This window comes from Nocardia africana NBRC 100379 (genome assembly GCF_001612635.1).
Taxonomy (GTDB): domain Bacteria; phylum Actinomycetota; class Actinomycetes; order Mycobacteriales; family Mycobacteriaceae; genus Nocardia; species Nocardia africana.
On record NZ_BDAV01000010.1, the window covers coordinates 472,829 to 485,723 of the forward strand.

12 protein-coding genes are annotated in these 12,895 nt (G+C 69.2%); 5 read left to right on the forward strand and 7 right to left on the reverse strand.

From position 1 onward, the window contains the following. Positions 1-59: 59 nt before the first annotated feature. Together NA3_RS18785 and mftF are read right to left on the reverse strand one after the other, a co-directional pair. Entirely contained in the window at positions 60-1,433 is a 1,374-nt protein-coding gene (locus NA3_RS18785) for a GAF domain-containing protein (RefSeq protein ID WP_062964902.1), read from the reverse strand. A gap of 147 nt (positions 1,434-1,580) precedes the next feature. After that, the gene (mftF, locus tag NA3_RS18790) at positions 1,581-2,978 is read right to left on the reverse strand and encodes a mycofactocin biosynthesis glycosyltransferase MftF (RefSeq protein WP_062964903.1); all 1,398 of its coding nucleotides are present in this window, start codon (positions 2,976-2,978) and stop codon (positions 1,581-1,583) included. 373 nt (positions 2,979-3,351) lie between these two features. Here mftF and mftR2 point away from each other — a divergent pair, with 373 nt between their 5' ends. Continuing rightward, positions 3,352-3,975: a mycofactocin system transcriptional regulator MftR2 gene (gene mftR2, locus NA3_RS18795; RefSeq protein ID WP_062964904.1), complete on the forward strand. Its 624-nt coding sequence runs from the start codon at positions 3,352-3,354 to the stop codon at positions 3,973-3,975. 53 nt (positions 3,976-4,028) lie between these two features. Further along, entirely contained in the window at positions 4,029-5,090 is a 1,062-nt protein-coding gene (locus NA3_RS18800) for a ferredoxin--NADP reductase (protein WP_062964905.1), read from the forward strand. A 103-nt stretch (positions 5,091-5,193) separates the two neighbouring features. Here the strand turns inward: NA3_RS18800 and NA3_RS18805 are convergent, their stop codons facing one another. The 4 genes from NA3_RS18805 to NA3_RS18820 all read right to left on the reverse strand — a co-directional run bounded on the left by NA3_RS18805 (position 5,194) and on the right by NA3_RS18820 (position 9,572). After that, positions 5,194-5,904 carry a DNA alkylation repair protein gene (locus tag NA3_RS18805; RefSeq protein ID WP_084491677.1) on the reverse strand — a complete coding sequence of 237 codons (711 nt, stop codon included), beginning with the start codon at positions 5,902-5,904 and terminating at the stop codon, positions 5,194-5,196. A 184-nt stretch (positions 5,905-6,088) separates the two neighbouring features. Next, positions 6,089-7,009, reverse strand: a complete 921-nt coding sequence (locus NA3_RS18810; protein WP_062964907.1) for a hypothetical protein — start codon at positions 7,007-7,009, stop codon at positions 6,089-6,091. A 450-nt stretch (positions 7,010-7,459) separates the two neighbouring features. After that, a complete protein-coding gene (locus tag NA3_RS18815; protein ID WP_062964908.1) occupies positions 7,460-8,239 on the reverse strand; it encodes a glutamate racemase in 780 nt (259 codons plus the stop codon). 145 nt (positions 8,240-8,384) lie between these two features. After that, positions 8,385-9,572, reverse strand: coding sequence for an NAD(P)/FAD-dependent oxidoreductase (locus tag NA3_RS18820; RefSeq protein ID WP_062964909.1), 1,188 nt, complete (start codon positions 9,570-9,572; stop codon positions 8,385-8,387). Between the two features lie 198 nt (positions 9,573-9,770). Here NA3_RS18820 and NA3_RS18825 point away from each other — a divergent pair, with 198 nt between their 5' ends. Both NA3_RS18825 and NA3_RS18830 read left to right on the forward strand, forming a co-directional pair. Then, positions 9,771-10,118 carry an SPW repeat protein gene (locus NA3_RS18825; protein ID WP_062964910.1) on the forward strand — a complete coding sequence of 116 codons (348 nt, stop codon included), beginning with the start codon at positions 9,771-9,773 and terminating at the stop codon, positions 10,116-10,118. A 5-nt stretch (positions 10,119-10,123) separates the two neighbouring features. Further along, a complete protein-coding gene (locus tag NA3_RS18830; protein WP_062965001.1) occupies positions 10,124-10,747 on the forward strand; it encodes a TetR/AcrR family transcriptional regulator in 624 nt (207 codons plus the stop codon). A 12-nt stretch (positions 10,748-10,759) separates the two neighbouring features. Here NA3_RS18830 and NA3_RS18835 read toward each other — a convergent pair whose 3' ends face one another. Beyond that, positions 10,760-11,404, reverse strand: coding sequence for a TetR/AcrR family transcriptional regulator (locus tag NA3_RS18835; RefSeq protein WP_227995574.1), 645 nt, complete (start codon positions 11,402-11,404; stop codon positions 10,760-10,762). A 58-nt stretch (positions 11,405-11,462) separates the two neighbouring features. Here NA3_RS18835 and NA3_RS18840 point away from each other — a divergent pair, with 58 nt between their 5' ends. After that, positions 11,463-12,890, forward strand: a complete 1,428-nt coding sequence (locus tag NA3_RS18840) for an MFS transporter (protein ID WP_062964912.1) — start codon at positions 11,463-11,465, stop codon at positions 12,888-12,890. The last annotated feature ends 5 nt before the right edge of the window (positions 12,891-12,895 follow it).

Here is a 12,895-nt window from a genome sequence, read left to right on the forward strand (position 1 = left end):
GTGCCCGAAACCACACTGTGACCTGTTTGTGTGAGTCAGGACACTTTCAGACGCGGAGCCTACGAGCCGAAACGTTGCATCTGCGTTGCATCGGCGCCCATCCTCCGGTCGAGCACCCGGATTTTGGCCTCGATCTGGGCATACAGGGCGGAATCGCGATCGGCGGTGGCTCGATAGGCCACCCATGCGGCGGCATCGTCACGTCCCTCGGCACCCGAGGTCCACCGGCTCAGCACGGCCGCGTCACCGGAACGTAACACCGCGGTCCGCAGCCGCACCCGCAATTCATCGCGGATGTCTATAACTCCGGGAGCGGTCGAACGGGGCAGTACCGGTCCGGTGTAATGGCGGACCGCACTGTGCACGTCGCCCGAATCCAGCGCCGCGCGCAGAGCCTCCACATCCGTGGACACCGGCACCCGCAACCGATACGGCCGCGAGCCGAAGACGTCCGGGCCGACCACCGAGCGCAGCCGCGACATGGCGGCCCGGATGGTGGCGTTGTCGAGGTCGGTGTCGTCGAGCAGCAGTGCCAGGTGATCGGCGGACAGACCTTCGGCGTGTTCGGCCAGCAACAGCAGGATCTCGGCATGCCGCTGCGACAACGCGATGCGCTCGCCGTCGACCGACAACTGTGGCTGGCCCAGACCCAGTACCTCCAGCGCCAGCCGGCCGGCGGTCCGCGGTGGCGCCGAATGCCCCACGGGCGCACGACGATCCGCGCCGCGCTGTTCGGTGCGCACGGCCGCCAGCACCAAGTCCATTTCCGCCGCGGTCGCGGCGGCCTTGACCAGCGCGAGTATCTCCGGGCGCGCGACGCGCACGCCGCCGGCGATCATCAGCACGCCGACCAACCGGCCGTCCGGATCGTGGACGGGCGCGGCCGCCCCGGTGAGCTGATGCATCCGATGCAGGAAGTGTTCCGGTCCGTGGATCCAGGTGGCGCGGCCGGTGCGGACCACCAGTCCTACCGCGTTGGTGCCGATGCGGCGTTCGGACAGATCGTCGCCCTCACGCAGGCCGACCTCGGCGGCGGCCTCGACCCGGTCGGGATTGCCGTGCACCGACAGCACCCGGCCGAACTGGTCGGCGACGACCACGATCAGCCCGATGCCGGTGGCATCCTGCAGCAGCAGCTTGTCGACCAGTGGCATCACCGTGGCAATCGGATGGTTGTCGCGGTAGCGCTGCAGATCGGCGCCGCGCAGACCGCGGCCGTCGAGTACGTCCATGGGATCGACCCCGCCGCGCACACTGCGCAGCCAGGACTCCAGAACCAGCGGACGCAGCAATCCGGGCAGCTGATTGAGCTGATCGCCCCCGACGCTGAGGTAACCGTGGGCCTGAGCGGCATAGGCTTCCAGCGCACCGAGCTGTGTCCCGGGCTCGACCCTGCCCTCGGGACGGTTATCGCCTGTGAGATTGCTGACCATTTGCCTTTCTTTCCCGTCCCACACTGTACCGGCGGGTCAGGAAGGGCATGGTCGAAGCATACGGTTTGTCCGACAGGTCACACCGGCGCCGGATCGCGGCGAAGTGTGAGGTAGACGGCATATCGGGGTCACATGTGACCCCGGCCATCAATGCCGCGGAACCGCCGGGCGCAGCGCGGCCACGTTGCGGGCACGCAGCGCGCCCGACCAGAGACCGGTCCCGTAGGCGAGGTCGTCGAGCCGCTTGCACATCAGATACCGCACCGGATCCAGGCCGCCGGCATCGCGGTGGGTGAACCAGTCGGCCAGTCCGTCGGCGATCGCCAGGGTGACCGCCAGCCGGCGGATGCGCCGGGAGGCGATCATCGCCAGCACGGTCACCGGCCAGTAGTGCCGGCACAGCGCCGAGACGATCCGCCACACCCCGGCGGAGAAGCCGCGGGCCAGATGAATGGCCGCCACCCGCGTCGGATTGTCGAGTTCGGCGAACACCCGCCGCAGCCGGAGCAGCGCGGCGAGCAGCGTCGCGAGCCCGCCCAGGATTCCGGCCCGCGACGCGGTGGCCAGCAGCGCGGTGGCGGCGACGGTCCAGAACGGCACCGACAGCGGGGCGACCATCCCGGCGTGGCGCCGGGCCAGCGGCGCCGCCGCGGCGCCGTGAGAGACCTTGCGGCCGAACCACTTACCGAACGAGGCCGGCTGATCGCAGGCGACGTGCGCGGCGGGCTCGTAACGCAACCGCCAGCCGGCGCGCTCGAGTCGCCAGCACAGATCGATATCGGCGGCCGAGCGCATCTGCTCGTCGAATCCCCCCTCGGCCAGCAGTGCGTGCCGCCGCACCAGCAGGGCCGCGCCCGGCGCGTACGACACCGAGCCGCGCGAACTGACCGCGGTTTCCCGGCGGCCGAAATCCAGGGACGACCGCGCGCTCTCGTAGCGGCCCAGCACACTGGCATCCGGCTCGCGCGCCACGATGCGCGGTGCGACCAAGGCGACCTCGGGATCGCTGAAGTGCCCGAGCATGACCTCCAGCCAGCCCGCGCGGGGAACCACATCGGAATCCAGGAACGCGACGAATTCCGTTGTCGCCGCCCGCAGTCCGGCATTGCGCGCGGCGACCACGCCCTGGCGGGAATCGTGGCGCAGCACGGTGACGCGGCATCGGCCACCGGTACGCGGGATCCGGACCGGCCGGTCGGAACCGTCGTCCACGACCACCACGCTGTGCCCGCGCAGGGCCGAGAGCAGCCGCTGCAATCCGGCGGCGTCGTTGCAGTGCGGCACCACGACCGTGACTTCCTCGGGCGAGGGCAGCAGGCGCGGACGCGGGTTCGCCACCCCGGAGTCGAGCAGCCGTCTGGCAACCACCGCGGACTGGGGATCCGTCACTTCGAGATACCCGTCACCGATCAGGGCGGCCGCTTCCGGAGCAAGTTTCAGCAACCTCGTCGGCGAGCCGCCGACCAAGAGCCGTCCACCGGAATAGGTGCGCACCCGAGGATCGATTCGCACCCCGAACCCGTTGGGCAGTCGATCATGGCGCATTCCAAGAATGCTATGCGCTAACCGCCCGCCGGGCATCCCGTGTCGAAAAAAACGGATCGAATTCGATACGAATCCGGCGGCAAGCCACCGGCTCCGGCGGCACGCAGGTGTCAATGACCATCGACGCTATCCAGCTATCACACGGCAACATTCACTTCATGATCAACGAGATTCCGCCTGGGAAGCGGTAGTTCATCTCCGGCTACTACCGCGCGAGATGCGGCGCCGCCGCCTGCGCCGATCTCGTCCACGTACCGGGCCGCGACCACGAACGCGCACTCTAGACTGCGGAAGGCAAGCACGTTGAACAGCAGATGACGGGTGGCCGTCGGGCGGGCTGCGCAGGTCTAGAGGTGGCATGGGAGTCGGACGGATGCAGACGAGCGGGGGCGGCAACACACTCTCGGAAGCCGAGATAGTCGAGGCCGCATTGCGTGTAGTGCGCGCCGACGGCGTGGAGAAGCTGTCGATGCGCCGGCTCTCCCGCGAACTCGGCGTCTCGCCGATGGCGCCCTACTACTACGTCGCCGACAAGCGCGAACTGCTCGATCTGGTGGCCAGCGCCGCCCTCACCGGAGTGCGGACCCCACCGCCGGAATTCGGCACCTGGCAGCAGCGCCTGCGCGCGCTCATCGATCAGATCGACGAGAAGCTGCGCAAACATCCGGGCCTCGGCGATGTGCTGATCGAACAGACGCTGGGCAAACAGCTCGACCTGATCGCGGCTGTGATGGAAATCCTGTCCGATGCGGGGTTCGACGATCGCAATGTGCTCGCCGCCTATGCCACGATTCATACGTATCTGTTCGGCCGCGCCCGGGTCAATCCACGGGACCGATCGGCGCTGGTCGACATGCCGCTCCCCGAAGCCGTCGAGCGGGCCGTCAAGCACATGGGCGATCTGCGCGGCAAATACTCCTACGACTTCGGCATGGATGTGCTGATCGCGGGGCTCGAGGCCCAGCTTGTCCGGCAGCGGGACGGCCACGTATCATAAATTAGAACACGTTCTAGTTTGCCTGCTCCAGTGCCCGGCCCCGAGAGGACACCATGACCACCGCCGATCCCGTCGTACCGCACAGCTCACGATCGGCCGTGCTGCGGGTCGCCGCTGTCGTCAACGAGACGGCCGACGCCTGTTCGCTGGTCTTCGACGTGCCCGAAGAACTGCGCGAGCGCTTCGCCTACCAGCCCGGCCAGTTCCTGACGTTGCGCATCCCGAGCGAGCGCACCGGTTCGGTCGCGCGCTGCTATTCGCTGGCCAGCTCACCGCACACCGATGTACAGCCGAAGGTCACCGTGAAGCGCACGGTCGACGGATACGCGTCGAACTGGGTGTGCGACAACGTCAAAGCCGGCGACGAGATCGAGGTGCTGCCGCCCTCCGGCGTCTTCACGCCGAAGGATCTGGACGAGGATCTGCTGCTGTTCGCCGCCGGCAGCGGTGTCACCCCGGTGATGTCGATCCTGAAATCGGCACTCGCCCGCGGCAACGGCAGGATCGTGCTGGTCTACGCCAACCGCGATCCGGAATCGGTCATCTTCGCCGACGAACTGCGCGAACTCACCGACAAGAATCCGCAGCGGCTCGTGGTCGTGCACTGGCTGGAGACGCTGCAGGGCCTGCCCACCGCCGACGGGCTGGCCGCGCTGTGCACGCCGTACACCGCTTTCCGCGCCTTCATGTGCGGGCCGAAGGCGTTCATGGACCGGGTGCACGACGCCCTGGCCCAGCTGGAGGTGCCGCGCAACCGCACCCACGCCGAGGTCTTCAATTCGCTGTCCGGCGACCCGTTCGCCGCCGGCGCCCCGGTCGAGGTCAGCGAGGAGGACGCCGCCGACGCGGCCACCGTCGAGGTCGAACTCGACGGCGAGACCCATTCCATGCAGTGGCCGCGCCGTCAGACCCTGGTCGACATCATGCTCGCCAAGGGCCTGGACGTGCCGTACTCCTGCCAGGAGGGCGAATGCGGATCCTGCGCCTGCACGGTGCTGGAAGGCAAAGTGGAGATGGACAATTCGGAGATTCTCGATCCGGAGGACATCGAAGCCGGGTACATCCTCGGATGCCAGGCGCATCCGGTCACCGATCATCTGAAGATCCAGTTCTGAGTGCCGCCGCTGCCCTGGCGGGCCGACAGGCCTTGCGCGGCCGGTGAATCCGCAATCGTCCGCCGCGGTGACGCCGTATCGGCACCGCGGCGGGCGAGCCGGCCTACGACGCCTGTCGTTGCGCCCGATACGCCGCGCGCGCCTCGGGTTCCAGATGTTCGGTGGCGTAACTCAGCGCCGTGCGGCCCATATCGTGGGCACGGCGGTCCAGGAATTCGATGAGCAGAGCGCGATCCACCCGTTTGCCGACTTCCCGCAGCATCCAGCCGACCGCCTTCTGAATCAGGTCGCGCCGATCGTCGAGCAACTGTTCGCACAGTGCGAACGTGGTCGAGGCGTCGCCGGCCTTGATGAAGGCGAAGGTCGTCAGCAGCGCGACCCGGCGTTCCCACAGCGAATCCGACCGGGCCAGTTCGTCGAGCAGATCGCGCGGCCGTTCCAGTAACCACGGGCCCAGGATGTTCTCGGCCGACACATCGACCAGATCCCAATTGTTCACGCGCCCACCGCGCACCGCCGCCAGATACATGTCGACGATTTTCTGTTGCGCGGCAACGTCGTACGTGCGCCGTTTCCCCGCCTTCGCCATGGCATTGTTCGCGATCACCAACGCCGCGAGCCGATGTTCGTGCACGGGACTCCGCAAAAGTTCAGCTATCTCCGAAATGGGCAGTGCGGAAAATCGTTTCGCGACCTTGCGGGTCTGCGGCACGGGGACTCCGATGAAGACATCGCCCTCGCCGTACTCCCCCGGCCCGGTTTTGAAGAACCGCCGCAACTCGAGGGCCCGCGCGGGATCGCCCAGCTCGTCCATGGCGCGCGCGACATCGGCGGCAACCGGCGCGGACGTCACGCCCGCACTCCGCCGACACGGCCCGACGCCGGGTGCTGCTGCTCCGGAAAAGACACCACGCTCATGTACGGCAGTATCACTCACACTTCACCCGATTCCCGGCGACAACGCGTCCGGCCGGGGCCGGACACGTGCCGTCACGGTCCTAATTGGCGAAGCTGCGCTCCGCTCGCGCCGGAGCGTGCGCGGACACCGCTCCCGCGGGGATGACGATGCGCCAGCTCGGTTGCTTCCGCACCGGGAAGGGCGGGAGTTCGGCGGTGCTCGGCGCGGGCTCGTGCCGCTCGGCGGTGATATCCGCGAATTCGACCACGGGAGCCGGGGGTGTTGCCGATGCGGCCGGCGCCGGGTGGGGTGCGGCCGGCGCAACGTGAGGTGCGGTCGGCGCCGCGTGAGGTGCGGTCGGCGCCGCGTGAGGTGCGGTCGCTGCCGACAGCGGTGCGGTCGCTGCGGTCGGCGCCGGTTGCGATGTTGCCGGCACCAGCCGCGGCGCGGTCGGTGCCGACGGGTGTGCGGCTTCGGCCGATATCGTCGTCGGCCGGGCAGCGGTGCGGGCAATGGGATTGTCGCGCAGATGATTCGTCAGCACACATGCCGCGGCGCCGAAGGCGGTGATTCCGGCCAGCATCGCGGCGAAGTCGAGGTGGGCGCCCGCCAGTTGATGGGCGGCGTGCGCCCCGCCGAAGAGACCGCGGAGGACGCCGGAGAGGCTGCTGTCGTCGGCGACCGCCGCGCGCATCTCGGATTCCTTGTTGTCGAGGTACAACACCTCCGCGAGCACGAACAGCGCCATGCCGGTGCTCGCCACCGCGGCCGCGGTGGCGAAGATCGCCACGCGGGTTCGCAGATACGCCGCCGCGGCGAAGATCGTCGCGAGCACCGCGACACAGGTCAGCACCGCCCACGTGCCGCTGATATCGGTGGTGCGCAGACCGGCCCCTTCCCAGTCCTGCTGGGTTTCGGTAGTGCCGGTCAGCCTGCCGAAGGCATCGGACCGGATCGCGCCGCCGGGTCCGGAGGCCGACAACCAGGGCTGGAACAACAGCACGAGAGTCGTGGCGCTCAACGCGGCACCGCACAGGTATCCCCGGATCGGACGGCGACCACCCGGTGGCGTCGGTAGTGAGCCGTACGACGATTCGGGGTCGCCGGTTCCGGGATGAACATCGCTCCAAGGCGTTCGGGTAGCCATAACTCCGGGTCTGTCTGTTACCGATGCGCCGGCCTCGTGGCGGCCGGGCCCGGCAGGGGTGGGTGCGGAAATGCGTCGACGACCGCGCTGTACGTCTGCGAGAAATCACCGTAGAACCGCGCCCGGTCACGGGCCACCGAACCTCCCACGGGTGGCTGGGGCGCAGGTCACAGCCCCTTTTTCGAGGTTACGAAGGGGGTGCCGAAAGAAGTTGCACCGGAACGGGTTTCGAACGCCGGCACCGACTCCGATACTGCGCGGGCGGCGGGAAGCGAGGACGCGACCGTGACCGGTTCAACACCGCCTACGCCCAGTGCCCGCGAATTACGCGGTGGGGCAGGCAGTGTCGACCGCCCCGAGTACCCGGCCCGATTCGAATGCCGCCGCACTCGCGGGCAGTTCACCGGCGCGGCCGCTGTTGTACACCGTCACCGTGCCGGCGCCGGCGGTCGGCCGGCCCAGGGCGTCGATGCGCCGAAGGGTCTGGCCCGCAACGGCTTCCGCGCTGTCGAACAGCCGCACGCCCGAGGGCAGCGCGGCCACGATGGAATCGAGGACCAAGGGGTAGTGGGTGCAGCCGAGTACGACCGCCTCGGTGCCGGCGGGAGTCTGCTCGGCGGCGCGGGCGATGGCGTGCTCGACGGCCGGGAGATCCCCGCGGTCGATGGCGTCGGCGAGGCCGTGGCACGCCACACCGGTCACATCGGCGTCACCGCCGAAGCGGGCGATCAGGTCGGCCTGGTAACGGCTCGCGGTCGTGGCCGCGGTCGCCCACACCGCGACCGAGGCACAGGCGGCGGCGGCCGGTTTGATCGCCGGGACGGTGCCGATCACCGGCACCTCGGGCCCGACCTCGGCCCGCACCTGTTCGAGTGCGGTGACGCTGGCGGTATTGCACGGCAGCACAATGGCCTCAGCGCCGAGCCGCAACGATCGGCGGGCCGCATCCAGCACCCGATCGATCACCCACTGCTCGGGTTTCGGCCCCCACGGCGCACCGTCGGGATCCAGTTGCAGCAGCAGATCGAGGTCGGGACGCAACTTGCGCAGCCACGCCCCCGTCGGCAACAACCCCAGTCCCGAATCGATGAGCGCAACGATCACCCGGCCACTGTATTAGCGTCGCCACGAACCCTCGCGCCCGACCGGGGTATCGGCCGGACATGTGTCGCATGTCGATGGCGGACCGCCCGCACCGGGAGCGACGACCGAGCCGAGCGAGCGCCGGACGGCCCGCCGACGTGGGCGTTCAGCTCAGCGGGGCGGCAGACCGGGCGTTGGCGGCGAGTTCGGCGCGCATCTTCATCACCTGCGCGGTGCGCCCGCCGCCGACCACGGCGGTCAGGACGCCGCCGTCGAAGTAGTGCGCCAGGAATTTGCGGCCGTCGTCCTCGATGATCCGGATCTCGTCGGCGCCCGCCGGGGTGCCGAGAACCTGGATCTTCAGGTCGTACTGGTCACTCCACACGTACGGCACCCGGGCGGCCGCGGGAACGTCGCCGCCGAGCAGCGCGGTCGTCAGCAGCCGGGCCTGCTCACCGGCGTTGGTCCAGTGCTCGACACGCTTGTGCCGGCCGTTGTCGTGGCGCCAGGCGGCGACATCGCCGACCGCCCACACCCCCTCGACCGAGGTGCGGCCCACCTCGTCGGCGAGGACGCCTCCGCCCGCCTGCGGTTCCGCCAACGGGATGCCGGATCCGGCCAGCCATTCGGTGATCGGCGCGGAGCCGACACCGATGACCACCAGGTCCGCGGCGACCGTACTGCCGTCGGCGAGCGTGGCCCCGGTGACCGCGCCGTCGTCGACCTGCAGCGAGCTCAGGCCGACGCCGCAGCGCAGGTCCACCCCCTCGTCCCGGTGCATCCGCCCGACCAGGCGGCCGACCGCCTCGCCCAGCGCGGCGGCCAGCGGGGTGGGCTGCGGTTCCACCAGCACGACGTCGACACCGCGGGAACGGAAACTCGCCGCCAGCTCGCAGCCGATGAATCCCGCGCCGACCACCAGCGCCCGCCGCGCGGTGGCCAATGCGTCGCGCAGTGCGGCCGCATCCTCGTGCCGGCGCAGGACGTGGACGCCGGCAGCCTCGGGCAGGCCCGGAATTCGCTTGGGGCGCAAGCCCGTTGCGATGATCAACTGTCCGTACTCGAGCACGGAACCGTCGTCGAAGGTCACCGTGCGCGCCGCGGTGTCGACTCCGGTCGCGGCCAGTCCCAATCGCAGCTCGATGTTCTTCTCGGCGAAGAATTCGGCGGGGCGCAGCGTCGTATCCTCGGTCTCGCCGCGCACGAACTGCTTGGACAGTGGCGGCCGATCGTAGGGCAGGCGCTGTTCGTCACCGACGAGGATCAGTCCGCCCTCGTATCCGGCGCGGCGCAATTCCTCCGCGGTGCGCAGGCCGGCCAGACCGGCGCCGACGATCACGATCGGGCCTGTCATCGCTGCGCTCCCGGCTCGGTTCCCACTGCTGGCACGTATTGCTGCACCAAACCACCATAAACTAGAACACGTTCTAGACTACCGTGACGGGCGCCATATCCGACATTGGTGCAGGAATTTTCCGGGCCACGTATTGATCGGGCGGTCAATCAGAGTTATACCGAGATCAGAACACAATCCGCCCCCGAGGAGGCTCCCATGCTCACCGAAAACCGCACGCTGAGTTTCGTGGCCGTGGCACTGGGCGTCTACACCGCCCTGTCGCCCATCTGGACCGACCACAGCAACCGCGCCATGTGGACCCTGATCGTGCTCGGCGTGCTGATCGCCCTGACCGGCCTACTCCAGTTCACCCGCCCGGGAATCGCCACCACCGATTACGCCATGGGCCTGTTCGGTGTCCTGCTGTTCATCTCCCCCTGGGTGATGAACTACAGCTCCTTCAGCGCGGCGTCGTGGACCGCGTGGATCGTCGGCGTACTGACCGTCGCGGTCGCCCTGGCCGCGCTCCCGCAGGTATCGGCACGGATGCATACTGCTCACTGATGCAGATGCCCACACCCCATCGAGCCGGGCGTCGCCGTAGCAGGAAGGTCGACGGCGACGCCCGCGCCCTGATTCTGGATGCCGCCGAAAGCCTGTTCGCGGCACACGGATTCGACGCGACCGCGACGGCTGCCATAGCCGCCGCGGCCGGCGTTCCGAAGGGGCTGGTCTTCTACTACTTCCCCACCAAGGACTCCATCCTCTCGGCGCTGATGGCCGAGCGAGTTCCCGCCCATCCGATCGACGACATCGCCACGGTGGTCAGCCCCGGGGATCCGGCGACCAGCCTGGTGAACCTCGACGCGGCGCTGAATCTGCGCGACCACCACTCCTCGGTGCTGCGCGTGATCATGTGGCGCGAGGCCGATACGCACCCGGATGTGCGAAAACAGGTGCGCCGCATGCGCGATCAGCTGCTCGACATCACGGCCCGGGTCCTGCAGGCGAGTGCACCCGGGCAGGTGCAGCCCGGGACCCTGCGTGCCTGCGCGGCCGCCTGGGTGTCGGCCATGCTCACCATCGCGAGCACCGATCGGTTGCACGCACTCGACGGATTGACACTCGCGGGCGCCGAGGAGATCACGAATCTGTCCCGGGTCGTCGCGGCCGGCATGACCAGCCTGGGCTGAGCCGCCGCCGGTTCAGCGGGCCCGCAGCAGACCGTCGACCAGCGCGCGTAACCCCTGCTCATAGGTGTCGGCCGCGGTGAGCGCGCCCCACCGGTCGGCCACGGCCGCCAGGCGCGGCAGCTCGCCGGCATCGATATCGGCGAAGACGCGCTCCCGGAACACGGGCCGGTCGTCGTCGCGGCGCCGGCGAGCCGCGGCGCGAATCAGAATTTCCCCGGCGGTGTAGTACCAGACGGTCCGGTAGGCGTGCACCGCCCGCTCGGCATCCAGGCCGGCCTCCATCGCCGCGTCCAGAATCGTTTCGGGATACCAGAGTGCGGCCGGCGAGAGCAGGTCGTCGGCGGTGAGCACCTCGGTGATCCACGGAACCGGGGCCAGGATGTCGTGCATCGCGCGAGCCGCGACGATCAGGCGTTCCCGCGGGTCGTCCGGCAGATGCGGGCGCACCGCACCCGTCGCCACATCGTCGAGCAGGAGCAGCAGCAGCGCGTCCTTGTCCGGTACGTGGTGATAGAGCGCCATCGGCGTCGCCCCGAGTTCGGTGGCCAGGCGCCGCATCGTCAGTGCCTGCACGCCGTGGGTCTCGATCAACTCGCGCGCGACGGCCACGATCTGCGCACGCGACAACCGCGGCGGACGTCCGGTTCGAGTGCTCACCCGGCCATCTTGACATGAGCTCTCGACAGCGAGCATGACGGTCGGTTACTTTTTATACATGTATAGAAAGTATTCGCCGCGCGTCGCTCTGGCGGCGATCGCGGTGGCGCAGTTGATGATCGCGCTGGATATGGCGGTGGTGAACGTGGCCCTGCCCGCCGTTCGCCGCGATCTGGGCTTCACACCGATCGATCTGTCGTGGGTGGTGCACGTGTATGCGCTGACCTTCGGCGGATTTCTGCTGCTGGGCGGAAGGGCCGGCGATCTGTTCGGCCGACGGCGGCTGTTCGTGCTCGGGCTGTTCGGATTCGCCCTCGCCTCACTCGCCGGTGGGCTGGCCCAGCAACCGTGGCAACTGATCGCCGCGCGCGCTGTCCAAGGTGTGGCGGCCGCGACCGTCGCACCGGCCACCCTGGCGATGCTGACCGTCCTGTTTCCGCACGGCCCGGCGCGCGTGCGTGCCTTCGGACTGTGGAGTGCGGCGAACGGAGCCGGTGGCGCGCTGGGCGTGCTGCTGGGCGGCGTGCTCACCGAGTACGCCGGATGGCGGTGGGTGATGCTGATCAATCTGCCGATCGCCGCGTTGGCGCTGGGACTCGGTCTCTTCGGCATCCCGGCCGATCGCCGCGACGGGATGCGCCCGCCGCTCGACATCGCCGGGGCCCTCACCGCGACCGGCGGCGCCGGATTGCTCGTTCTCGCCGTCGTCCGCACCGATCGCTACGGCTGGCTCTCGCCGGTGACCGGGGGGACGGTACTGGCCGCGCTGCTGCTCCTGGCGGCCTTCGTGTGGTTCGAACGACGAGCCGCGGTGCCACTGGTGCGCCTGTCGCTGCTGCGCAACCGGTGGGTCGCCGGGGCGGATCTCGTCATCGCTCTGGCCGCGGCGGGACAGTTCTCGGCCTTCTACTTCGTCTCGCTCTATATGCAACAGTCGCTCGGAATGTCCGCCGCGGCAACGGGACTGGCTTTCGTTCCATTCTCCGCCGGGGTCGTCGCCGGTACCGTGATCGCGACTCGATTCGGGGACGGACGCTCGCCACGAGCACTGCTGATCCCGGGATCGCTACTGGCCGCCGCCGGACTCGGGTGGTTCGCGTTGCTGGACGCGGGCGGCGGCTTCGCCGCCGACGTCCTGGGGCCCTCGCTGGTCACCAGCATCGGATTCGGACTGTGCCTCGCGCCGCTCGCGGCCGCCGCCACCACCGGCGTCGCCCCGACGGAGGCCGGCATGGCATCCGGGCTGATGAACAGCGCCCGCCAGGTCGGCGGAGCGATCGGATTGGCCGCCCTCGCCACGATCGCCGCCCAGCGCACCGGATCGGCCGAAACGCCGCAAGCCGTCACCGCGGGCTATGCGACCGGACTGGCGATCGGGGCGGCCCTGCTCCTCGGCGCCGCGGTCGTCGCGGCGGTGGTCCTGCCGCGCCGGGCCGCGATCGAATCCACACGGCTGCCCGCACCGGCTCCGGTCGCGGCCGAATGAAGGGA

Coding starts and splice junctions, on each gene's coding strand:
- mftR2 (WP_062964904.1), top strand. CDS start 3,352: ATGCAGACGAGCGGGGGCGGCAACACACTCTCGGAAGCCGAGATAGTC.
- NA3_RS18805 (WP_084491677.1), bottom strand. CDS start 5,904: ATGGACGAGCTGGGCGATCCCGCGCGGGCCCTCGAGTTGCGGCGGTTC.
- NA3_RS18825 (WP_062964910.1), top strand. CDS start 9,771: ATGCTCACCGAAAACCGCACGCTGAGTTTCGTGGCCGTGGCACTGGGC.
- NA3_RS18830 (WP_062965001.1), top strand. CDS start 10,124: ATGCCCACACCCCATCGAGCCGGGCGTCGCCGTAGCAGGAAGGTCGAC.
- NA3_RS18840 (WP_062964912.1), top strand. CDS start 11,463: ATGTATAGAAAGTATTCGCCGCGCGTCGCTCTGGCGGCGATCGCGGTG.
- NA3_RS18820 (WP_062964909.1), bottom strand. CDS start 9,572: ATGACAGGCCCGATCGTGATCGTCGGCGCCGGTCTGGCCGGCCTGCGC.
- NA3_RS18785 (WP_062964902.1), bottom strand. CDS start 1,433: ATGGTCAGCAATCTCACAGGCGATAACCGTCCCGAGGGCAGGGTCGAG.
- mftF (WP_062964903.1), bottom strand. CDS start 2,978: ATGCGCCATGATCGACTGCCCAACGGGTTCGGGGTGCGAATCGATCCT.
- NA3_RS18800 (WP_062964905.1), top strand. CDS start 4,029: ATGACCACCGCCGATCCCGTCGTACCGCACAGCTCACGATCGGCCGTG.